The sequence below is a fragment of the Paraburkholderia xenovorans LB400 genome (genome assembly GCF_000013645.1).
Classification (GTDB): domain Bacteria; phylum Pseudomonadota; class Gammaproteobacteria; order Burkholderiales; family Burkholderiaceae; genus Paraburkholderia; species Paraburkholderia xenovorans.
The window spans coordinates 1,453,600-1,475,947 of the sequence record NC_007951.1; the positions used below are offsets into that span (position 1 = coordinate 1,453,600).

Below are 22,348 nucleotides of genomic sequence, written 5' to 3' on the forward strand. Positions count from 1 at the left end.
TGCCCGTGAGCCAATGCGAGCGACCTCTGCAAACGGTGGCCACATCGCATGCGGCCACACCCGCGCGAACCCTCGAAAGCCTACGCAGACCCGCTCGATCGTCGATTCCCGCAACCCGTTAGAATAGTTCTTTGCCCCAAGGCCCGATGCCGCCCCACATGTCCGAACAACATCTGACTGAAGCCGAAGATACGCTCGACGAATCCAAATTCGTCAGTTTCGAAGGCTCGCCGTTCCAGCTTTACCAGCCGTATCCGCCCGCCGGCGATCAGCCCACGGCGATCGACACGCTCGTCGAAGGCGTGGAGGACGGCCTCGCGTTCCAGACGCTGCTTGGCGTGACCGGCTCAGGCAAGACGTTCACAATGGCGAACACGATCGCGCGGCTTGGCCGCCCGGCTATCGTGTTCGCGCCGAACAAGACGCTCGCCGCGCAGCTCTATTCGGAGTTCCGCGAGTTCTTCCCGCGCAATGCGGTCGAGTACTTCGTCTCGTACTACGACTATTACCAGCCGGAAGCGTACGTGCCGCAGCGCGACCTGTTCATCGAGAAGGACTCGTCGATCAACGAACACATCGAGCAGATGCGGCTGTCGGCTACCAAGAGCCTGATGGAACGGCGCGACGTGGTGATCGTGGCAACGGTGTCGGCCATTTACGGTATCGGCAATCCGTCCGAATACCACCGGATGATCCTGACGCTGCGCACCGGCGACAAACTCGGCCAGCGCGACATCATCGCGCGGCTGATCGCGATGCAGTACAACCGCAACGAAGCCGACTTCCAGCGCGGCTCGTTTCGCGTGCGCGGCGATACGATCGATATTTTCCCGGCCGAGCATGCCGAGATGGCGGTGCGCGTCGAACTGTTCGACGACGAAGTCGAAACGCTGCAGCTGTTCGATCCGCTTACCGGACGCGTGCGTCAGAAGATTCCGCGTTTCACAGTGTATCCGTCGTCGCACTATGTGACGCCGCGCGATACCGTGGTGCGCGCGGTCGAAACGATCAAGACCGAACTGCGCGAGCGGCTCGAATTCTTCTATGCCGGCGGCAAGCTGGTCGAAGCGCAGCGGCTCGAACAGCGCACCCGCTTCGACCTGGAAATGCTCCAGGAGCTGGGTTTCTGCAAGGGCATCGAGAACTACTCGCGGCACTTTTCCGGCGCGGCGCCCGGCGAGCCGCCGCCTACGTTGGTCGATTACCTGCCGCCGGACGCGATCATGATGCTCGACGAGTCGCACGTGCTGATCGGGCAGTTGAACGGCATGTATAACGGCGACCGGGCGCGTAAGGAAAATCTGGTCGACTACGGTTTCCGCCTGCCGTCGGCGCTCGACAACCGGCCGCTCAAGTTCAACGAGTTCGAGCGCAAGATGCGCCAGGTGGTGTTCGTGTCGGCCACGCCGGCCGACTACGAGCAGAAGACAGCAGGGCAGGTGGCCGAACAGCTAGTGCGTCCCACCGGCCTCGTCGATCCGGAAATCGAGGTGCGGCCGGCGCGCAGCCAGGTCGACGACGTGCTGGGCGAGATCAACGAGCGCGTCAAGGTGGGCGACCGCGTGCTGGTTACGGTGCTGACCAAGCGCATGGCCGAACAGTTGACCGAGTTTCTGGCCGACCACGGCGTCAAGGTGCGTTATCTGCACAGCGACATCGACACCGTGGAGCGGGTCGAAATCATCCGCGATCTACGGCTCGGCACCTTCGACGTGCTGGTCGGGATCAACCTGTTGCGCGAAGGGCTGGATATCCCGGAAGTGTCGCTGGTCGCGATTCTCGACGCGGACAAGGAAGGCTTTCTGCGCGCCGAGCGTTCGCTGATCCAGACCATCGGCCGGGCGGCGCGGAATGTGAACGGCAAGGCGATTCTCTATGCGGACAGGGTCACGGATTCGATGCGCCGCGCGATCGACGAAACCGAGCGGCGCCGTAACAAGCAGATCGCCTTCAACCTCGAGAACGGTATTACGCCGCGCGGGGTGGTCAAGCGGATTCGAGACATTATCGACGGCGTGTACAACGTCGACGACGCCCGCGCCGAACTGAAGGAACAGCAGGCGCGCGCGAAATTCGAAGACATGTCCGAGAAGCAGCTCGCCAGGGAACTCAAGCGGCTCGAAAAGCAGATGATGGAGCACGCCAAAAACCTCGAGTTCGAAAAGGCCGCGCAAACGCGCGATCAGCTCGCACTGCTGCGCCAGCGGGTGTTCGGCGCGAACGTCGGCGATCACGTCTCCGGCGTCGAATAATGCGTCTTCACGCCGCTGGGCGCGGCAATGTGCCGCGCCCATGTCAATGACTGCCGGCTGCCCGCCGCGTCATCGCACGCATTTCCTTAAAAGCGCCTTAACACCCTGCTGGCATAAGGCTTTGCGTGCGTTCTGAATTGTTCTCCCTTGCGATCGATGATAAACTGGACCAATATTGAGAATGGTTCGCATTAACGTTCGTATGCGATGGCCTGTGATCGGCCGCGGTATTCAAGCTAGGCCCGCGGCGGCGGTGCCAACGCATGCGCAACGCACCGTTCCAATGGGTTCGATTCCAGTCTGATAAAAACAAGGAGTTTCAATGCGGATTTCTTCATTTGTGCGCGGCGGCGCAGCAGCGGTGGCCGCGGTCGCGGCTTTGTCGGCAACGGCGGCGGAATACCCGATCGGCAAGCAGCAGATTCAGGGCGGCATGGAAATCGGCGCCGTCTATCTGCAACCGATCACGATGGAGCCCGAAGGCATGATGCGCAAAGCGTCGGATTCGGACATCCACCTCGAAGCCGACATCCACGCGGTCAAGAACAACCCGACCGGTTTCGCCGAAGGCGACTGGATGCCGTACCTGCAGGTGCGTTATGAACTGACGAAAGCCGGCTCCAATCAGACGCAGAAGGGCGACATGATGGCGATGGTCGCCAACGACGGTCCGCACTACGGCGACAACGTGAAGCTGCAGGGTCCGGGCAAGTATCACCTGAAGATGATCGTCGAGCCGCCGATGCAAACCGGCCACATGGCTTTCGGCCGCCACGTCGACAAGGAAACCGGCGTGGGCCCGTGGTTCAAGCCGATCACGCTCGAATACGACTTCACCTTCGCCGGCATTGGCAAGAAGGGCGGCTACTGAACGCCGCGTATCGTCACGTGTGACCACGCTTCGCGGCGTGGCCGCGCGTGGGCGAATGGTTGAATGAAACAATGCAGCAGGCGGCGCGTCGTTGATGAACCCCACGGCGCCGCGTTTTCCGGAAAGGCCAATGAGAATTAACCAAAAGATCGCAACCTTCGCCGCCACGGTTCTGCTGGCGGGCGCGGCCCATGCAGCCGACCTGCCGACCTTCAAGCTGGAAATGAACGACGGCAAGCTGACCCCGGCGCGCATCGAGGTGCCGGCGGGACAGCGCATCAAGATCGAAGTGCGCAACACCGGCAAGGGCGCGGCCGAATTCGAAAGCGTGCAGTTGCGTAAAGAAAAGGTATTGGCGCCGGGTGCGGATTCGTTCGTCGTGATCGCGCCGCTGGAACCGGGCGAGTACAAGTTTTTCGACGACTTTCACCAGCAGGCGCAGGGTGTGATCGTCGCGAAGTAGCGGCTTGGGGCGCGAGCGCGGGCCTTTTCGCGGCTCGTGTGCTCGCCGGAGCAGTAGCAGGGTAGAGGGAGAGCTTGGATGGGTCAGATTCTGTTCGTCGTGTGGCGGGAAAGTGTCGAGGCGCTGCTGGTCGTCGGCATTCTGTACGCATGGCTGAAAAATGGCGACGACGATGCGCGCCGCGGTTTGCCGTACCTGTGGGGCGGCGTGGCAGCCGGATTGATCGCGGCAGTGGCGCTCGGCGCGGCGCTGGTCGGCTTCACCGAAGTGCTCTCCGGCGACGCGCAGGATTATTTCCAGACCGCGATGGTGCTGATCGCCTGCGTGCTGATCGTGCAAATGGTGCTGTGGATGAAGCAGCATGGCCGCTCGCTCAAGCGTGACATGGAACAGTCGCTGCAAAAAAGCCAGCGCGATTCGAACTGGTGGGGCGTCGCGCTGCTGGTGGCACTGGCGATCGCGCGTGAAGGCAGCGAAACGGTGATCTTCCTGTACGGCCTCGGCTTTGGCCAGTCCGGGCACGTGGACGGCAGCCAGATGCTTGCGGTCGTGATCGGTCTCGGCCTCGCGTTCCTGACCTTCTACGTGCTGCAACTGGGCGGCAAATTCTTCTCGTGGCGGCTCTTTTTCCGCGTCACGGAGATCATGCTGCTGTTCCTCGGTGCGGGCCTGTTCCAGACCGGTGTCGACAAGCTGATCGACAAGGAAATCCTGCCGACGCTCGTCGACCAGATGTGGAATTCGTCGGCGATCCTCGACGACTCGAGCACCTTTGGCTCGCTGGTCTCGACGCTGACCGGTTATCGCGCGCATCCGGCGCTGATGAATCTGCTGGCGTACGCGCTGTACTGGGCGGTGGTTTATCTGCTGGTGCGCCGCGCGAATCGCAAGCCGGTGCAGCAAGCCGCCGGGCGTGCGGCATGAGCACCGTCATGACCCGTCCGGGCCGCCTCGCGGCGGCCGGGCAGTGGATGCAGCGGCACGGCGCCGCGATTCGCGGCATTCAGTGGGTCGTGGTGGCGGTGTACGCGTTCCTGATTCTGGTGCCGGCGGTGATGCCGCTGCCGGGCGACACCGCGCACCTGTGGAACAACCTCACGCTCGCCGCGCAGTTCGTTTTCTGGGGTATCTGGTGGCCGTTCGTATTGCTTTCGATGGTCATGCTCGGCCGTGTCTGGTGCGGCGTGCTCTGTCCCGAAGGCGCGCTCGCCGAATTCGCCAGCAAATACGGACGAGGCTGGGCGATTCCACACTGGATGCGCTGGGGCGGCTGGCCGTTCGTCGCGTTCGGCCTCACGACCATCTACGGGCAGATGGTGAGTGTGTATCAGTATCCGAAAGCCGTGCTGCTGGTGCTCGGCGGCTCGACCTTCGCGGCGATGATCATCGGCCTGCTATACGGACGCGAGAAGCGGGTCTGGTGCAAGTATCTGTGCCCCGTCAACGGGGTCTTTTCGCTTCTGGCGCGGCTCGCGCCGTTTCACTACAAGGTCGATGAGGACGCATGGCGCCGTTCCTACAAGGACGGTGAGCATGGGCACCGGGTGATCCCGATCAATTGCGCGCCGCTCGTGCCGTTGCGCAATATGAAGGGCGCGTCGGCCTGTCATATGTGCGGCCGCTGTAGCGGGCACCGCGACGCGATTGCGTTGACGTGGCGCGCGCCGTCGTCGGAAGTGGTTGAGTTGGGCGACAAACAGGCGAATGCGTGGGACACCGCGTTGATCCTGTACGGCCTGCTCGGCATTGCGATCGGCGCGTTTCACTGGACCGCGTCGCGCTGGTTCGTCGATCTGAAGATGTTCTTCGCGACCTGGCTGGTCGACCACGACATTACGTGGCCGCTCGACACCAATGCGCCGTGGTTCCTGTTCACGCATTATCCCGAGCAGAACGATGTGTTTTCGTGGCTCGACGGCACGATGGTGATCGGCTATATCCTCGCCACGGCGCTGGTGTACGGCACCGCGCTGCTGATCCTGCTGATGGGCGCGACGCGCATGCTGGGGCGCTTCAATGCCGTGCGTCTGCATCATCTGACACAAGGGCTGATTCCGATTGCCGGCGCGGGCGTGTTCCTCGGCCTGTCCGCTACCACGCTGTCGCTGTTGCGCGCGGAGCATGTGTCGTTGTGGTGGGCGTCGGACATGCGTATCGCGATTCTGGCGATCGCCAATCTGTGGAGCGCATGGCTCGCCTGGCTCGTTACGCGCCGCTATAGCGAGCGCTTCGTGCAGCGCGGCCTCGCGATGGTCTGGTTCGTCGCGGCGCTGGCCGTGGTCGATAGCGCATGGTGGCTGATGTTCTGGGGTTGGGCTTCGAAATAAGGCTTCAAAGAAGGCTTCAAAGCAACGTTTCAACGCAACGTTTCAACGCAACGCATGGCCCGTCGCTGCGACCTGCCGCAGTAGCCGGCGCCGGCCCAGACAAAAAAGCCGTGGAGATGACACCATCCCACGGCTTTTTCCATTTTCTGCATGATCGGCACACGCCGTTGCGTGTCGCCGCATCGAGTGAGGACCAAAAAAGCGGCCTGGCTGGCTGCGACGGCTGGCTTGGTGTCTGCACGAAGGGGTCTAGTTCTCACGTGCAAGCCGTCGTGGCTGGCTAATGCCCAACACCTCTCTGGGAGGTGGTCCCCACAATACCCGGTACTTACCTCTGTTCGTCTTACTTCGTCAGGATCAGCTTGCCTAGCCGCGTTGCACGCAGCTGGTAGGTTTCGCCGTTGTGCACGATGCTGACGTGGCTATGTCCTTGCAGCAGTGCGTCGCTGCGTACGACCCGCTCCGACGTCCCGCCCGAACCGTTGGCGCGATCCGCGCCGGGCTTCTGGCCGGGTGCCGTTGCCGTCGATGCTTTCGGACGGCTGGTCAGCGCGGCCGCAGGGCGGCGCAGGCTGAGTGTGGAAGGGCGCGTGGGCTCGGTCATTGGTTTTAGCTGTTGGTCGATTCGATGAGTTAATTCTAAATGATAACTATTCCTATTTACAAGAAAGAGAAATTGATCGGATTTGAGTTTCGATAGTCGAGCGATGAAGAGGCGGAGCGGCGGAGGAAGCGGAAGAAGGCCGCCGCGCCCATTGGCGGCCTTGCCGGCGATAGCAAGCGCAGTGAGACGCGCGCCCGCCGGATTCAATGCAGCGAGCCGGGCTCCTGCTTCGCCTGCACGTATTGACGAATAAGCCGAACGGTATCGATATCGTTCTCCCGATACGCCGACTTCACGATCTCCTGCGTCTGGTGTGCATCGGGATCGGTCGATTCGGGCAGCGTGGTCGCGTACTCGAAGCGCAGAAACAATTGCAGTTCGTCCGGTTGCTCGATGGTCATGGTCAGCGAGCCGCCAACGTAGTCCGCCGTCTGCAGAATGTCGTAGCGCACGCTTTGGCTCTCCTCCAGCGTGACGCGATCGCGCACGGTCGCCTGGCCGTAGTGCAATTCCCGTTCGAGCACGTTGCCGTCGCGCGAAAGAATCGTGCAGCTGTCGAGTCCCATCACGAACAGTTGCGGCTGTTCGGCGCGCAGCACGAGACCTTCCCACAACTGCGCACGGGTCATGGATTCGACAAACGGATTCAACGGGTCGTTGATCTGGATAAGGTGTTCGAAATTCAAAACGACGGCTTCCTATGAATGCGATTACGCGACGGCGAGCCCGGAACGGATCGTGATCGAATGCGTGAGGATCTTGTGAACCGGGCACTGATTGGCAATTTGCAAGAGCCGTTCCCGCTGCTCGTCCGACAGATCGCCTTCCAGCACGATCCTGCGGTCGATGGTCGTGCCCGCTTCGCCGGTTTCGAGCGAGAGTGTCACGCGCACGTCGGCAAGCGGCCAGCCCTTGCGCTGAGCGTACATCTTCAGCGTGATCGACGTGCATGCTCCAAGGCTCGATAGCAGCAGCGAGACCGGCGTCGGCCCGCGATCACCGCCGCCGAGCGACTCGGGTTCGTCGGCCAGCCACGTGTGCTTGCCGTCGTCGAAAAGAACCTGGAAATTCGTCGAACCGATGTGGGCGGTGACGGTGGACTCTGCCATGCGCGCTCCTGAACAGGGACGGAAATCGCCGCGCGCCACGGCTCGTGATGACTGAGCGGCGCGGCGCGCGGCCTGAGTCGCTATTGTGAACGAATTTACCGGCCTTCGCGCCTCGGGATGCGGCGCAGGCCGCGCGTGAGTGTGTGCGCGTGCGTGCGCCTCGCCCGCCCGCGACTCAATGCGTGATCGCGCCCATGCGCCCGGCCTGGTAATCGACGACAGCCTGGCGGATCTCGTCTTCCGTGTTCATCACGAACGGGCCATAGCGCACCACCGGCTCCTTCAGCGGCACGCCGCCGAGCAGCAGCACTTCCAGCAGCTCCGTGCCGGCCGTGAGCGTCACGGAGTCGCCGTCGTTCTGAAACACCACCATTTTCTGCGCGCCGATTTCCTGACGCGCTTCGCCTTCGCCGTAGAACCCTTGGCCGGACAGGCTGTAGGCGAACACGCGATAGTCGGTCGGCACCGGCTGCCGGATCGTCGCGCCCGGTTGCAGCGAGAAATGCTGGTACAGAATCGGCGTGCGCGTTTCGATTGCGGCTTTGACGCCGAGCGCTTCGCCGGCGATCACCTTGACGCGCACCTTGCCGTCCGCGGACGTCGCCACGGGAATGCTCGACGACGGCATTTCCTGGTAGCGCGGCGCGATCATCTTGTCGCGGCGCGGCAGATTCACCCACAACTGCAAGCCGTGCACGCGCCCACCCGTGCGTACGAACGACGGGTCCGGCATCTCGCTGTGCACCACGCCCGCGCCCGCGGTCATCCACTGCACGTCGCCGGCGTGCAACGTGCCGGAGTGGCCGGCCGAATCCTTGTGGCCGAACTGGCCTTCGAGCACATACGTCACCGTCTCGAAGCCGCGATGCGGATGGTCGGGCGCGCCTTTGGCCTCGCCCGGCGCATAGTCGATCGGACCCATTTCGTCGAGCAGCAGGAACGGATCGAAGTCCATCAGCAAGCGGGTCGGAAACGGGCGGTGGACGATAAAGCCGCCACCCTCGGTCGTGCGAACGGCGGGAAACGTGCGTTCGATCGTGCGGCTCGTGCTCATCAAAGTCACCTCAAAAAAGGGGGAATAGCGTTATTTTTGAAACATGGGGCTATTATAGGGACCGTTTTCCGGGGTGCCAGCCGCCCTCACGCAATGGATTGTTCTATTACTGGAACGATGAGATGAAGATCGATTCACACAATCTGAATGACCTGATGTATTTTTCGCAGGTCGTCGAACATGGCGGTTTTTCGGCCGCCGAACGCGTGCTGGGCATTTCCAAGTCGCGACTGTCGCGCCGCCTGACCGAGCTGGAAGCGTCGCTCGGCGTGCGTCTGCTGCAGCGGTCCACGCGCAAGCTGGCGCTGACCGAAGCCGGGCAGCTGTTCTATCAGCATTGCCAGGCGATGCTGAGCGAGGCGCAGGCGGCCGTCAACGTCGTTCAGCAACTGCGCTCGTCGCCGCGCGGCACGGTGCGCGTCAGCGTGCCGGTCACGATTTCGCAGACCATCCTGTCGCAGATCCTGCCCGAATTCATGCATCGCTACCCCGAGGTGCGCGTCGTGATGCGGGTGACGAACCGTGTGATCGATCTGTTCGAGGATTCGGTCGACGTCGCGCTGCGGGTGCGTTCCGATCCGCCGGAAAACGCCAACATCGTGGTGCGGCCGCTATGGCGCACGCAGCAGATGCTGGTCGGCGCGCCGAGCCTGTTGCAGCAGAATGCGCCGCCGTTGCTGCCGGCCGATCTGAACCGCTTCGAAACGCTCGACGTGCCGACCGGCGACGGTCGCCACGTCTACAACCTGATCGCACCCGACGGCACGCGGCACGCGCATGAGCACGAGCCGCGCCTCGTGACCGCCGATCTGATGACGATCCGTGAAGCGGTGCTCGCCGGCGTGGGTATCGCCGCGCTGCCGGAGATGATGTACGGCGCCGCGTTGCGAGCCGGGCAATTGTCGCCGGTCATGCCGGGCTGGACATTCCCGACGCCGCAGTTGTACGCCGTATTCGTGTCGCGTCAGGGGATGGTGCCGGCCGTGCGCGCCTTTGTCGATTATCTGGTCGAGATGCTCGATCCCGACAACGGTAAGCACATCGCGGGAGAGTGCCCCGCGCGCGAGGAAAAGGCCGCTGCGCAGCCGGCGCTGGCGATTGCGTCATAGCACTTCTCATGCGCCACAACATCGCTTTTAGCATTTAAGCGCGGCTTGTCATGAGTACTTTCAATGGCCGTTTGCTTGAATGCGCGCGCTGCCGGGCCTATAGTGAAATCCCTTCGCTAAGGAGTCTCTTATGCGGAAACTCATGGCCGCTATCATAGCGGGCCTGATAGGGCTGACCGCGCTGTCCGTGTCGATCACGGCTGTCGCATGCGGTGACTCAGGCAGCTATCAATCTTCGACCGATGGCAAATGATCCCGCCGCCCGAAGGCGCCGAGTGCGCACAAAAAAAGGCCTTCATCTGACGATGAAGGCCTTTTACTTTTTGGCCCTTGTTTAAAGGGCTTTTTGTCGCATCACTTCGTTTTCGGTTGCGTCACGAAGCCGATCTTCGTCAGGCCGCCGGCCTGGGCCGCCGACATCACTTCCGCCACTTTTTCGTACGGCACCTTGCGGTCCGCGTCGAGATGCAGTTCGGGCTGCGGGTTGGCTTGCGCGGCCTGCGCAATCTTCGCGCGCAGGGTGGCGTCGTCGACCTTCTGGTCGTCCCACATGACGTTGCCGTCCGCGTCGACCGCGACTGTCACCTGGGCGGGTTTGGTGTCTTCTTTCTGACTGCTTGCATGCGGCAGATCGATCTTGACCGCGTGACGGATCACCGGAATCGTCACCATGAAGACGATCAGCAGAACCAGCATCACGTCGACGAGCGGCGTCATGTTGATTTCGTTCATCAGGCCGTCGTCATCGTCGCCGGCAAAGGGGCTCATTGCCATTGGAGTGCCTCGTCGATCAGTTCGTGCGGGCGAGACGCAAGCCGTCGCCGCGCCTCGACGACGACAGGCGCGCGCCGGTCACGAAGAATGCATGCAGGCCATGCGCAAAGCGGCTCAGTTTGGCGACCACCGCCTTGTTGGCGCGCGTCAGTGCGTTGTAGCCGAGCACCGCCGGAATCGCGACGAACAGGCCAAACGCGGTCATGATCAGCGCTTCGCCGACCGGGCCGGCAACCTGATCGATCGACGACTGGCCGCTCGCGCCGATGGCCAGCAGCGCGTGATAGATGCCCCACACCGTGCCGAACAGCCCGACGAACGGCGCCGTGCTGCCAATCGACGCGAGAATCGCGAGACCGCTCTGCATGCGCGCGACGCTTTCGTCCATCGTGTCCTTCAGGCAGCGCGTGACCCAATCCGACACGTCCATGCGGTCATGCAGATGCGGTTGCGTCTGATGATGGTGATCGGCCGCTTCCTGGCCCGACAGCGCCAGTGCGAGGAACGGGTTGTCCTGCGGCGTCGACGAGCCGGCGCCGAGTTTCTTCACGCCGTCGGCGAGATCGTCCGAATGCCAGAACGCCTGCTCGGCATTCTTCGTGAGACGCTTCAGGCGCATCACATTCCAGCCTTTGATGACGATCACGCTCCACGACATCACCGACATGATCAGCAGCGTGAGCGCGATACCCCGCGTCACGAAATCCCCTTGCGCCCAGACGTGCGCCAGTCCGTAGTTTTGCATTGCAATTCCTTTTTTTATAAAAGCTGCCTCAATCGTTCAGATTGAAGACGTAAGGCTGGGTGGTCGGGACCCGTACCGGCTGCCCGTTCTCAAGATAAGGTTTGCAGGCGCTCGCGCGCACTGCGTCGAGGGCGGCGTCGTCGAGGCGGCTGAAACCGCTGCTCTTCTTCAGAGCGACGTTTTCGAACTTGCCGGTCACGCCGACCACGAGACTCACGATCACCGTACCCGTCTCGCCGCGGCGCCTGGACAGCGGCGGGTAGTCGGGTTTGGCGATATTGCACGTGAGGTGGGAAATGTCTTTGGGCGCGCTGATCTCCATCGTCTGACGGCCGATCGCCGGCGCAGCAGGGGCGGGCGGCGCAACCGGCGTGGCAGGCGCGGGCGGCGTCGGATCGGGTGCGGCGACGGGCGTCGGCGACGGCGCGGCGGCCACCGGTAGAGGCGTGGGCGTTGGCTTGGGTGTTGGAGTCGGCTTCGGCTGGACCTTCTGCCTGGTGCGGACCGGCGGTGTAGGCGTGGGTGGCGGCGGCGCGATCGATTGAATCGCGACCGGCGTGGCAACCGGCGCGGGCGGCAGCAATTGCGCGGTCATTACCCGCGATTCGAGAGCCGGCTGAACGGGATCGTGACGCAAGGTCATGACCACGGCCAGCAGCGCAACGTGGATCGCCGCCACCACGGCGGTTGCAGTCAGGACGCGGGAATTCAGTCGGGAAGACGAAGCCGGCATGGCGCCGGCCGAAATGGTATGCGTGGCCGGCATATTAGCGTGGCGGCGCGCTGCGGAAGCAGCGCGTCAGGCAAGACGTCGTCATGTTCGAAAAATCAGCAGCGAAATGAACAAAGTAGTCACGAAACCAATCAGCAATTCCATCTCGAACTCCTTTGAAGGGTGAGGCGGGTAGCTGGCTGGTACGAATACTGGCTTGCTGACGGCAGTGGGATAACGCTTGAACGGCGAGAACGGCTGTGGGCGGCGAACGCCCGGGCGCGGCGGCCGCCGCGCCTTGTGAAACCCGGTCTCAGGCGGCCTTGCGTTCGTAAAACGTCAGCGGTACAGCCTGCTGATTATGCTCGAAACCGCACCGGGTCGCGCACACGCCGCTCTGCATCATGACGTCGCGCACGGACTCCGCGCATTTGCCGCAGCAGGAGGCGACGCCGAGCTCGAACTGAAGCTCGTCGAACGAATCGACACCGTCCGCGATCGAGGCACGGATCTTTCGGTCAGAAACAGACTTGCAGACACAGACAATCATGGCAGGCGTCATAGCTAACGTTAATGCGAATTATTATCATTTTGTTTGAGCTGTTTGGCAAGCGTCCTGCATGATTTTTTGTAACAAAACCAGACTCCTGGAAGGGTTTCGTCTATAAGGCGGGATTTGACGCGGGCGGCCGGCGGCGCGCGAAAGTGCGCGGAAAAGCCGCGTGGCCGGGCAAAACGTAGATGTGCGGCCGAATTTATGCGGCTTGGGAATTCGGCGCTACCGTGCGGCGGGACGGGATCACCACCTGCTCGACCGTTGCATCGACATGCAGCAATGTAGCCGCCAATTGCTGCTGATGGGTGCCGTCGCCGGTTGAATAAAAACGGGGCAGAGCGGTGCCGGCGCTTTCCGGCGCCGCGCGCAGGCCGTGTTGATCCAGCACCCGTTCCAGCTGACGGGCAATCGCGACGCTCGTATCGATCAGCGCGAGCCGATCGCCGACGATCTCGCGGATCGCTGTATCGAGAAACGGGTAGTGCGTACAGCCGAGCACCAGCGTATCCGCGCCCGCGTCGAGCATGGGCTGCAGGTAGCCGCGCAGCAACGCCCGCAATTCGGCCGAGCCGACGTCGCAGCGTTCCACGGCCTGCACCAGTCCGTGGCCCGGCTGGCAAAGAAAGCGGCAATCCGCGGCGTAGCGTTCGAGCAGCGCCTGGAAGCGCGCGCTGCGCAGCGTCACCTGCGTGGCGAGCACGCCCGCGACGCGGGTTTTCGACTGCAATGCAGCGGGTTTGATGCCGGGTTCGACGCCGACCAGCGGAATGGGCAGCTTTTCGCGAACCATCGCGATGGATTGCGCGGTGGCCGTATTGCAGGCGACCACGAGCGCTTTCGCGCCTTGCCTGACCAGCCATTCGCCGATCGCGAGCGTGCGGTCGGCGATGAAATCGTCGTCGCGTTCACCGTATGGGGCATAGAGCGAGTCGGCGACATACAGGATTGCTTCGTCAGGCAATTGCGCCCGCACCGCCCGCAATACCGACAGACCACCGAGACCCGAATCGAAAATGCCGACCGGTGCACGCGATCCGGCGCCAGACGTGAACGTTCCGGTGTTCGTGGACGGTGATTCTGCGGGCATAGGCGAAGAGGATGCGTGCGGCACGGCGCTCAAGGGGAAACCTGGGAAGGTGCGCAAGTATATCGTCAGCGCGTCGCCCGCGCGGCGCGCCCTGAAGGGACTTCCTTCGGGGCGGGCAGACCCATGAACGGGCGGCGTGGTTCGATCAGGATTCGACCGAACCCATTGCGGTTTGCTGATAGTTCTGGATACCGACCTTGTCGATCAGGTCGATCTGGGTTTCGAGCCAGTCGATGTGTTCTTCGGTATCGTCGAGAATCTTCGTGAAGATTTCGCGCGAGACGAAATCGCGAACCGATTCGCAATACACAATGGCTTCCTTGCAGGTGCTCTGCGAAATCTGTTCGAGCTTCAGATCGCATTCGAGGATCTCTTTCGTTTCCTCTCCGATCAGCAGCTTGTGCAGGTCTTGCAGGTTCGGCAGACCGTCGAGCATGAAAATGCGTTCGATGAGCCAGTCGGCATGCTTCATTTCGCCGATCGATTCGTCATATTCATGCTTGCCGAGTTTGTCGAGGCCCCAGTGCTTGTACATCCGCGCGTGCAGAAAGTACTGATTGATCGCAGTCAGCTCGTTCTTCAGTTGTGCGTTCAGATACTCGATGACTTTCTTGTCGCCTTGCATGGTATTTCCTTTTGGGGAATTTGAATTTTCAACAACAATAAACGCCATACCTGAAAAAGCCAAGGGAACAGACGTATCTTTTGACATTGTTCCGGATATCGCGTGTCGCGTTGCCGGCGGCAACAAAAAAGCCGGGACCGCGGTCCCGGCTCTTCGGCATGCGTGACAGGCGTTAGCGGCGAATCAAACGGTCGCGACCGGAATCTTGCCGATTCTGGCCTGCCATTCCTTCGGGCCGGTCTGGTGAACGGAGGTGCCGTTCGAATCGACGGCCACGGTGACCGGCATGTCCTGCACGTCGAACTCGTAGATCGCTTCCATGCCGAGGTCTTCGAATGCGAGAACCTTGGCGCTGCGAATCGCCTTCGACACGAGATACGCCGCGCCGCCCACGGCCATCAGATAAGCGGCCTTGTGCTTCCTGATCGCCTCGATCGCGACAGGGCCGCGCTCGGCTTTGCCGATCATCGAAATCAGGCCGGTTTGCGCCAGCATCATCTCGGTGAACTTGTCCATGCGGGTTGCCGTGGTCGGGCCTGCGGGACCGACGGCTTCATCGCGCACCGGATCGACCGGGCCGACGTAGTAGATCACGCGGTTCGTGAAGTCGACCGGCAGCTTTTCGCCCTTTGCCAGCATGTCGGCAATGCGCTTGTGAGCGGCGTCGCGGCCCGTCAGCATCTTGCCCGACAGCAGCAGCGTCTGGCCCGGCGTCCACGCCGCGACTTCTTCCGGCGTGAGCGTGTTCAGATCGACCCGCTTGCTCTTCTCCGTGTCCGGCTGCCAATGCACCTTCGGCCATGCGTCGAGCGAAGGCGCCTCGAGTCTGGCGGCGCCCGAGCCGTCCAGCGTGAAGTGCGCGTGGCGCGTGGCCGCGCAGTTCGGGATGATCGCAACCGGCTTGGACGCGGCGTGAGTCGGCGCGGCCATGATCTTCACGTCGAGCACGGTGGCGAGACCGCCGAGACCCTGCGCGCCGATCCCGAGCGCGTTGACCTTCTCGTGCAGTTCCACGCGCAGTTCTTCGATCCAGTCCTTCGGGCCGCGCGCGATCACGTCCTGAATGTCGATCGGATCCATCAGCGATTCCTTCGCCATCACCATCGCTTTCTCGGCGGTGCCGCCAATGCCGATGCCGAGCATGCCCGGCGGGCACCAGCCCGCGCCCATGGTCGGCACGGTCTTCAGGATCCAGTCGACGATCGAATCCGACGGGTTCAGCATCGCGAACTTCGACTTGTTTTCCGAGCCGCCGCCCTTGGCCGCGACCTGCACGTCGACCGTATTGCCCGGCACGATCTCGTAGTGGATCACGGCCGGCGTGTTGTCCTTCGTGTTCTTGCGGCCGCCTTCGGGCGGGCTCACGATCGACGCGCGCAGCACGTTGTCCGGGTTCAGATAACCGCGGCGCACACCTTCGTTGATCATGTCGGTGACACCCATCGTCGCGCCGTCCCAACGCACGTCCATGCCGACTTTCACGAACACCGTGACGATGCCGGTATCCTGGCAGATCGGGCGCTTGCCTTCGGCGCACATGCGGCTGTTGGTGAGAATCTGCGCGATGGCGTCTTTCGCGGCCGGGCTCTGTTCGAGTTCGTACGCGCGGCCCAAGGCCTGGATGTAGTCGAGCGGATGGTAATAGCTGATGTACTGAAGCGAATCAGCAATGCTCTGAATCAGATCTTCCTGTTTGATGACGGTCATGGCTAGCTCAGTGGAGACGGGGCGCTTGTTGTCGGACACGCCGGGCAGGCGAGTCAGTCGTGCGCCTTCAGGGGAGTGGAACCTTTAGCGGCACCCACGGCGTGCAGCACGGTGGGCTCTTCGAAATGCTTGGGATGCGTATGCGTGGTGAGGCGGTCGACCAGCGCCATCACGACTGCCGAGACGAGGAACGCCACGTGGATGATGACCTGCCACATGATCGTATGCGTCGAATTCTGATCGGGGCTGATGAAGGTCTTCAGCAGATGGATCGACGAGATGCTGATCAGCGCCATCGACAATTTGACTTTGAGCACGCCGGCGTTCACATGGTCGAGCCATTCCGGTTCGTCCGGATGACCCTCCACGCCGAGGCGCGACACGAACGTTTCATACCCGCCGATGATCACCATGATCAGCAGGTTCGAGATCATGACCACGTCGATCAGGCCGAGCACGACCAGCATGATGTTGGTTTCGTCGAGCGTCAGGGAAGCCGTGACGAGGTGCCAGACTTCCTTGAGGAAGAGCACGACGTAGACGGCTTGCGCCACGATCAGGCCAAGATAGAGCGGCACTTGCAGCCAGCGGCTCATGAAGATGATGGCGGGCAGCGGGCGCATGGGCCGGCGCTGCTGGGCGGAGTCGGGTCGCGGAGCGGACATAGGCAAGAGTCAGATGAAACGCAGGTGACGGAACACGGACCCGACGCGCCGGGCCGCCATGCATATACGCACACCGGTCGGGCATACAAACCCGGCACGCAAACCAGGTGCGGACGGCGCGGTGCGCGGCCGGGAAAGAGGCCGCAAATGGCCGCGAAAGGCCGCGAAAGCTCACGTCAGGCGCGCTATTGTACAGCGTCGGCTAAATTTGCTGCATCGCGGCGGGCAGGTTCGGGAGGCGGCCGGCGGCACGGCGTCGAAGACACCCGCAAGAACAAGGACGTAACGATTCAGGCTGGAATCGGCAGGGAGGCGAGCACGGGGCGCGTGCAAGTGGAGATGGCCACCGGCCGCCGCGGGCCTGTCCAGCGCGATGCGCTGGACAGGCCTTGCGGCGGCCGGCGGCATTCAGCGCTGCGTCATGCGCCGCCAACGCCTCCCATCGCACCGGCGGCTTTAGTCACTAGCGGCATGATCGAGCTGAAGAGTTGCGCCACGGCGCCCACCAGTTGCTTGATCATATCCATGACCGACCCGCCATTCTGTGACGGATCGGCGCCGCCTGTTTGCTGCGTCGCGCCGGGATCCTGTGCGTTCGTGTCACCGCCCGCCTGTCCCGTTGCGGCGGGGCTTTCGGCCATCTCGCTGCGTTCCGCTGCCTTGGCAGCGTGCCATGCGGCCCTCGCGTCGGAACGCTGCATATCGCCGCCGACATTCCCCGTGTTCTCCACGGACGAAAACGCCCGGACCGTACTGGAATCCGATCGACTGTGGCCTTCAAACTGCGCCGGTGTCTGCATGTGGCTCATCATGTTGAACGACGTGTTGCTGATGTTGTTGATGGCAGTCATCATCAAATCCTTGAAATTGGATGAAAGGAATTAATTAAACCGGATAGCTGTTATGCCAAAAATTGGCGTGCCAGCTTCCGGGTGCCCGTTACGAGAAACACATTGGCTGAATTGATCTGTTTTTATCGACCTCCTGTAGTTTATCCAAGGGAACCAGCCGGTACATCCGGGTCAATCATATTGAGATTGATCGGATGTTTGTTATCCAGCAATTGCGTGACGCAGATTATTCTGACAAAGCCAGTGAAATTACAGATGGCTTCCTGGGTAAGATCAATTTCAAGCGCCCATCTGGAAATCAGTTTTCCCACCGTCACGGATTCCTGGCGCGCAATTTCTTCGATGATTCGCCAATAAACCTCTTCGAGACGTAGACATGTCGCGAGGCCGTTGATCCTGACGGAGCGTTGCCGCGGCTTGGCGAGCTGTGGGGTGAAGTTGCAATACCGCGTCATCGGCATGTGCGTATACGCGTAGGAATACGAGGGGAAAGAGCCTCCGTTAAGGCGGTAAATGTCCTGATGCATTTCAAGATGGCCATGCATCTGCGACGTGAGTCGCGTGGGTTGTTTCTCATGTTCGGGTGAATTCAAGTGACGGCTAGTCAATCTTCTCTCCGCAATAATCCAGTCAGGTCATAAAGATGTATGACGTTGCATTTGACACATTTTCTTATTTTTGAGATATGAGGTCCGACTGGATCAATTGAAAATGCATGAGGCATGTGTATCGGTTTCGCGAAGGATTATTAAAGCGTCCAGACCGGCCATGTTTCCAATCTTCAGGCGACGTCGTGCATATATATGACCATCGGTGATGCCGCGGCTATTAAATTTCATTGGCGTAATCAATACAACGTAGCCAGGAATTTTCAATGCCGATCAGGAGCCGCAATGATTCGCCCAATAAGAAAGGTCGTGGTCGACCGCAGTCCCCGCCGCCGCGCGTGAGGGGCACTGCCGCGTTTCAGGTGGCCGCTCAGCTCGCGGCGGCCTGGGTGGCGTTGCTGGTCCCGGCGGCTCAGGCTGCCATGCCGGTCTGGCATGGTGCGCCGATCCACTACACAGCGAACGGCACGCCGCTGCCCGACATGCTGCGCGACGTGCTCGCGGTGGAGGGGCTGACCGCGGACATCGGCCGTGACGTCAAGGGCGCGGTCAATGGCCGTTTCGACGATACGCCCGGCAATGTGTTCATGCAGCTGGTCGAGGCCTACGGCCTGGTCTGGTATTTCGACGGCAAGTCGATGCACGTCACGACCGCCGCGGGCGTGCGCAGCCAGGTGATTCCGTTTGCGCCGATGACTCGCGAAGCGGTTGCCTCATTGCTGCGCAACCTGGACCTCGACGACGCGCGCCTGCCGATCCGATACTCGGCGACGACCGCCAGGGTTGCCGGCCCGGCGGCCTTTGTCGGCGCGGTAGCCGAGGCGATCGACAAGGCGCAGCGGCAGAGCACGGCGGAGCCGTCGTTCGATCAGACGGAGATCCGCATTTTCCCGCTGCGCTACGCGCAGGCGCAGGACATGCACTACTCGGTGGGCGCGCAGGATCAGGTAGTGCCCGGGGTCGCCTCGCTGTTGCGCAGGGTCATGGCGGACGCCTGGCAGGCGAGCGCGCCGCGCGCGGCCCGCTCGCGCGCCGAGATCCGCAGCGACGCCCGCAGCGCGCGCGGCGGCCCGCCGCCGCTGCCGAGCCTGCGCGGCCTGGGTCTTGCCGGCGGCGCGCCCGCCGATAGCGACGGCGATACGCCGCCGCCGCTGCCCGACGCGGGGACTTCTGATACGGCCCGGACCGACCAGCCCGGCGCGACGCCCGCGCGGCGCAACATCATCGCGGATCCGCGTACCAACTCGGTGGTGATCAACGACCTCGCCTCGATGATGCCGAACTACGAGCGCGCCATCGCGATGCTCGATCAACCGCAGGAGCTGGTCGAAATCGACGCGGTGGTGATCGACGTCTCGTCGAGCGCGGCGCGCTCGCTTGGCGTGGCCTGGGGCGGCTCGAACGGGCGTATCAGCGGTTCGTCCGGCACCATCAACTCGCCGTTGACCTTCGGCGCGCCGGCCCTCGCAACCGCGGCCGGCATGGCGAGCGGACTGAATCTCGCCACCCTGGTCGGCAATTCGGCGCAGTACCTGTTCGCGCAGATCCACGCCCTGGAAGACGCCGGCCAGGCTCGTGTGCTGTCGAGTCCGCAAGTCCTCACGCTGAACAACATGGAAGCGGTGCTGACGTCGCACAGTTCGGTCTACGTACGGGTTGCGGGCAACCAGGACGTCGATCTGTACAACATCGATACCGGTCTTACGCTGAAAGTGACGCCGAGCATCGAATCGGCCGCCGATCCGCGCCGCAATATCCGGCTCAACATCCAGATCGACGATGGCGCGTTCAACACGTCGATGTCGGTCGACGGCATTCCGAAGGTCGACAACCATTCGATCGTCACTCAGGCGATCGTGCGCGACGGCGAGAGTCTGCTGGTTGGCGGGTATCAGTACGAGCGCAGCGAAAGCACCACCTCGAAAGTGCCCGTGCTCGGCGACGTGCCATACCTCGGCGTGCTGTTTCGCGACACGCAGACGACCCGCGAGCGCCTCGAACGGCTGATCCTGATTACGCCACGCCTCAAGCGCATGGTCGGCAATGGAGAGCCGGCCGGTGGGGCGGTCATGGCGGGGCCGGTTGGGCTAGCCGCAGGCGCGGGGGAGGGGGCGGGCGCTGCGTCCAACGCTGTGTTGGCGAACGGCGCGGGCAGCGCGCCGGGTTCTTCCGCGCAGGCGGCACAGATGACGCCGCCGTCGACGCTTCGGGTGGCCACTAACGTGCCGTTGGGCATCAACGTCTCACCGGCCATCAACGTACCGGGCAGCGCCAACGCCAACGCCAGCGCCAGCGCCAGCGCCAGCGCCAACGCCAACGCCAACGCGTCCGCCGCTGTCACCGCCGCGCTGCGGACGCTCCCGGCGAGCGCCGGCCCGGGTGCGCCGTTGCCGTCCGCGCCAGCGTCGTCGCCTCCGCCTCTGCCCGCGTGGCAGTCGACGAGCAAGTTGCCGTGGGAGGACCGCCATGACCGCTGATGCGTTGATCCTCGTCACAGACGGTGTGCACACCGGCGCAAGCGTCGCGTTGTCCGCCGGCAAGCCGCTGCAGATCGGCAGTGGCGGCGAAGCCGATCTGATGGTGATCGATGACGGCGTCGAACCGCTGCACGCCACCGTGCAGTTGCGCGGCGCGGCGCTGGAGTTGCTGGCTCGCCAGCCGGGCGTCACCGTGTTCGGCCGGCGTCTGCCGCCGGGGCGGCGCGTGCTGTTGCGGCGCGGCGCGTGGTTTGCGGCCGGAGCGGTCACCTTCCAGTTTGGTGGCCGCGATACGCCGACTTCGACGCTGACGGCCAGCGCCGAGCGCGCCTATCTGTTGCGCCATGCGCCGCTCGCCTATTGCGCGAAACGCTGGTCCGGTGCGTCGCCGGTCGCGAAGGCGACGCTCCTTGCGACGCCGGTTGCCTTCCTGCTGCTCGCATGGATGGCGTCGAACCCGATGCCCGGCGCGCCGCACGCCCCCCGTGCCGACGACACGTTCCGGCTGGTGAGAACGCATCCCGATGCGAAGTCGGGTGCCCTCGTCTACGAAGGCTACGTGCAATCGCCGGCCGATCTCGCGGCGCTGACCGCGCGGGCGTGGTCCCGGCAGCGGACGCCGGTGATGCGCGTGATCGTGCTGTCGCAGTTGCAGGATCAGGTGGGCGATTTTCTCGCGCGCTATTACCGGGGCGCTGAAGTGCGGCCCGCCGAGCCGGGCGCATTCACCGTGGTACTGCCTGGCGCACAGGGCTTCCTGTCGCCTGAGTCATGGGACTACGCGCGCGTCGCGAAGCTTGCGCGCGGCGAGATCGAAGGGCTGCGCGGGCTCACCTTTCCCGGCCACGTGCAGGAGGGCGCGAAGGTGCGCGTTCCGCTCGAGGCGCTGGGGATGAATCTGCTGTCCGGTAGCCGCGCGGCCTGGCTCACCGACGCCCAGGGCGTGCGCTATTTCACCGGCGCGCGACTGCCCGCCGGACGAATCACGCGAATCTCGGCATGCGCGGCCGAAGTGACGCGCGACGATGGTTCGATCTACGAATTTTTTATGGTTGCAGCGCATGAATCCAAAGACTGCCACTAGAAGCACGCTTGGCTCGTTCGGTGAACTTCCGATCGAGGAGCGCCTTGCCGGAGCGGGTGGCCGCGAAGAGATCGCAGCGCAACTGACGCGCGAGATCGATGACCTGACCCATGCGCTGTCGACCTCGTCGGCAGAGGTGCGAAAAGAACTTGTTTTGCTTGTCGAGTGTTTGCGCGCGGCTCGGCAAGTCATAGAGCGAAGTGCGAACTTCGCAACACGCGCGCGACAAACTTAAGGAAGAGAAATCATGAATGGTGTCAATCCGTTGGTATCCCCGAATCCGGTTGGCAACAACTACGGCGGCGGCGGTGGTGGTGGCGGTTCAATGCTCAGCCCCAATGGCGGCGTGTCGATTAACAGTGTCGCCGAGCTGTGCGAGAAGCTGCTCAAAAAAGCAAACGCCAATTTGGCCGACGCGATGAACGAGGCCCAAAACCAGGCCGATGGGCAGCAAGCCAACGGGCAGGCGGCGGGCGGCGGCCAGGGCGGCGCCGGTGACAACCTCAGCCTGATGAAGGTTCAGCAGGCGCAAGGCAACGTCACGGCTATCAATCAGGAGGGCGTATCTCTCATTCAGGCCGCCACTGATTCGCTCAAGACCACGGCGCAAGCAATCAAATAACGCCTCTTCCTAACGGGACGAAGACGCCCTCGCGGCGTCTTCGGGA

The 22,348-nt window shown here is 62.8% G+C and carries 24 protein-coding genes; 10 read left to right on the forward strand and 14 right to left on the reverse strand.

From position 1 onward, the window contains the following. Nucleotides 1-158 precede the first annotated feature (158 nt). From uvrB to BXE_RS06360, 5 genes are all read left to right on the forward strand, one after another. Nucleotides 159-2,252: an excinuclease ABC subunit UvrB gene (uvrB, locus tag BXE_RS06340; protein WP_038456620.1), complete on the forward strand. Its 2,094-nt coding sequence runs from the start codon at nucleotides 159-161 to the stop codon at nucleotides 2,250-2,252. 322 nt (nucleotides 2,253-2,574) lie between these two features. Beyond that, entirely contained in the window at nucleotides 2,575-3,123 is a 549-nt protein-coding gene (locus BXE_RS06345) for an iron transporter (RefSeq protein WP_007175560.1), read from the forward strand. A 130-nt stretch (nucleotides 3,124-3,253) separates the two neighbouring features. Beyond that, nucleotides 3,254-3,586 (forward strand): cupredoxin domain-containing protein, encoded by a 333-nt coding sequence (locus BXE_RS06350; RefSeq protein WP_038456618.1) that lies wholly within the window; start codon nucleotides 3,254-3,256, stop codon nucleotides 3,584-3,586. A gap of 78 nt (nucleotides 3,587-3,664) precedes the next feature. Beyond that, entirely contained in the window at nucleotides 3,665-4,510 is an 846-nt protein-coding gene (locus BXE_RS06355; protein ID WP_011487544.1) for an FTR1 family iron permease, read from the forward strand. Then, nucleotides 4,507-5,913, forward strand: coding sequence for a 4Fe-4S binding protein (locus BXE_RS06360; protein WP_011487545.1), 1,407 nt, complete (start codon nucleotides 4,507-4,509; stop codon nucleotides 5,911-5,913). Before BXE_RS06355 ends, BXE_RS06360 begins: the two co-directional genes overlap by 4 nt. A gap of 343 nt (nucleotides 5,914-6,256) precedes the next feature. On the opposite strand, the gene BXE_RS06365 is transcribed toward BXE_RS06360, so the two are convergent. The 4 genes from BXE_RS06365 to BXE_RS06380 form a co-directional block, all read right to left on the reverse strand. Next, nucleotides 6,257-6,517: a hemin uptake protein HemP gene (locus BXE_RS06365; RefSeq protein WP_011487547.1), complete on the reverse strand. Its 261-nt coding sequence runs from the start codon at nucleotides 6,515-6,517 to the stop codon at nucleotides 6,257-6,259. Nucleotides 6,518-6,720: 203 nt separating this feature from the next. Continuing rightward, complete coding sequence (locus tag BXE_RS06370) at nucleotides 6,721-7,203, reverse strand: SRPBCC family protein (protein ID WP_007175555.1); 483 nt, start codon at nucleotides 7,201-7,203, stop codon at nucleotides 6,721-6,723. A gap of 24 nt (nucleotides 7,204-7,227) precedes the next feature. Beyond that, nucleotides 7,228-7,626 (reverse strand): OsmC family protein, encoded by a 399-nt coding sequence (locus tag BXE_RS06375; protein ID WP_011487548.1) that lies wholly within the window; start codon nucleotides 7,624-7,626, stop codon nucleotides 7,228-7,230. 175 nt (nucleotides 7,627-7,801) lie between these two features. After that, complete coding sequence (locus tag BXE_RS06380) at nucleotides 7,802-8,680, reverse strand: pirin family protein (protein ID WP_011487549.1); 879 nt, start codon at nucleotides 8,678-8,680, stop codon at nucleotides 7,802-7,804. Nucleotides 8,681-8,802: 122 nt separating this feature from the next. Here BXE_RS06380 and BXE_RS06385 point away from each other — a divergent pair, with 122 nt between their 5' ends. Continuing rightward, nucleotides 8,803-9,789, forward strand: a complete 987-nt coding sequence (locus BXE_RS06385; protein ID WP_038456615.1) for a LysR family transcriptional regulator — start codon at nucleotides 8,803-8,805, stop codon at nucleotides 9,787-9,789. Nucleotides 9,790-10,143: 354 nt separating this feature from the next. Here the strand turns inward: BXE_RS06385 and BXE_RS06390 are convergent, their stop codons facing one another. The 10 genes from BXE_RS06390 to BXE_RS06435 form a co-directional block, all read right to left on the reverse strand. Beyond that, on the reverse strand, nucleotides 10,144-10,563 hold the full coding sequence (locus BXE_RS06390; RefSeq protein WP_011487551.1) for an ExbD/TolR family protein: 420 nt from the start codon (nucleotides 10,561-10,563) through the stop codon (nucleotides 10,144-10,146). Nucleotides 10,564-10,579: 16 nt separating this feature from the next. Continuing rightward, nucleotides 10,580-11,308 (reverse strand): MotA/TolQ/ExbB proton channel family protein, encoded by a 729-nt coding sequence (locus BXE_RS06395; RefSeq protein ID WP_011487552.1) that lies wholly within the window; start codon nucleotides 11,306-11,308, stop codon nucleotides 10,580-10,582. Between the two features lie 28 nt (nucleotides 11,309-11,336). Continuing rightward, complete coding sequence (locus tag BXE_RS06400) at nucleotides 11,337-12,074, reverse strand: energy transducer TonB (RefSeq protein ID WP_011487553.1); 738 nt, start codon at nucleotides 12,072-12,074, stop codon at nucleotides 11,337-11,339. A gap of 259 nt (nucleotides 12,075-12,333) precedes the next feature. Continuing rightward, nucleotides 12,334-12,570 (reverse strand): (2Fe-2S)-binding protein, encoded by a 237-nt coding sequence (locus BXE_RS06405; RefSeq protein ID WP_038458174.1) that lies wholly within the window; start codon nucleotides 12,568-12,570, stop codon nucleotides 12,334-12,336. A 205-nt stretch (nucleotides 12,571-12,775) separates the two neighbouring features. Next, on the reverse strand, nucleotides 12,776-13,663 hold the full coding sequence (gene murI, locus BXE_RS06410; protein WP_011487555.1) for a glutamate racemase: 888 nt from the start codon (nucleotides 13,661-13,663) through the stop codon (nucleotides 12,776-12,778). A gap of 145 nt (nucleotides 13,664-13,808) precedes the next feature. Beyond that, a complete protein-coding gene (gene bfr, locus BXE_RS06415; RefSeq protein ID WP_011487556.1) occupies nucleotides 13,809-14,288 on the reverse strand; it encodes a bacterioferritin in 480 nt (159 codons plus the stop codon). Nucleotides 14,289-14,471: 183 nt separating this feature from the next. Continuing rightward, entirely contained in the window at nucleotides 14,472-15,995 is a 1,524-nt protein-coding gene (locus BXE_RS06420; protein ID WP_038456612.1) for a fumarate hydratase, read from the reverse strand. A 53-nt stretch (nucleotides 15,996-16,048) separates the two neighbouring features. After that, complete coding sequence (locus BXE_RS06425) at nucleotides 16,049-16,660, reverse strand: TIGR00645 family protein (protein ID WP_011487558.1); 612 nt, start codon at nucleotides 16,658-16,660, stop codon at nucleotides 16,049-16,051. A gap of 419 nt (nucleotides 16,661-17,079) precedes the next feature. Further along, a complete protein-coding gene (locus BXE_RS06430) occupies nucleotides 17,080-17,514 on the reverse strand; it encodes a hypothetical protein (RefSeq protein WP_011487559.1) in 435 nt (144 codons plus the stop codon). A gap of 137 nt (nucleotides 17,515-17,651) precedes the next feature. Then, nucleotides 17,652-18,119 carry a ribbon-helix-helix domain-containing protein gene (locus BXE_RS06435; protein ID WP_011487560.1) on the reverse strand — a complete coding sequence of 156 codons (468 nt, stop codon included), beginning with the start codon at nucleotides 18,117-18,119 and terminating at the stop codon, nucleotides 17,652-17,654. Between the two features lie 338 nt (nucleotides 18,120-18,457). On the opposite strand from BXE_RS06435, the gene sctC reads away from it, so the two are divergent. The 4 genes from sctC to BXE_RS06450 are packed head-to-tail and all read left to right on the forward strand — an operon-like array spanning nucleotide 18,458 to nucleotide 22,302. Beyond that, entirely contained in the window at nucleotides 18,458-20,596 is a 2,139-nt protein-coding gene (sctC, locus tag BXE_RS06440; protein ID WP_233518818.1) for a type III secretion system outer membrane ring subunit SctC, read from the forward strand. Beyond that, on the forward strand, nucleotides 20,586-21,680 hold the full coding sequence (locus tag BXE_RS06445; protein WP_011487562.1) for an FHA domain-containing protein: 1,095 nt from the start codon (nucleotides 20,586-20,588) through the stop codon (nucleotides 21,678-21,680). The genes sctC and BXE_RS06445 overlap by 11 nt, the downstream gene beginning before the upstream one ends. Next, nucleotides 21,658-21,915, forward strand: coding sequence for a hypothetical protein (locus BXE_RS43930; RefSeq protein ID WP_011487563.1), 258 nt, complete (start codon nucleotides 21,658-21,660; stop codon nucleotides 21,913-21,915). Before BXE_RS06445 ends, BXE_RS43930 begins: the two co-directional genes overlap by 23 nt. A gap of 12 nt (nucleotides 21,916-21,927) precedes the next feature. After that, the gene (locus tag BXE_RS06450; RefSeq protein WP_011487564.1) at nucleotides 21,928-22,302 is read left to right on the forward strand and encodes a hypothetical protein; all 375 of its coding nucleotides are present in this window, start codon (nucleotides 21,928-21,930) and stop codon (nucleotides 22,300-22,302) included. Nucleotides 22,303-22,348 lie beyond the last annotated feature (46 nt).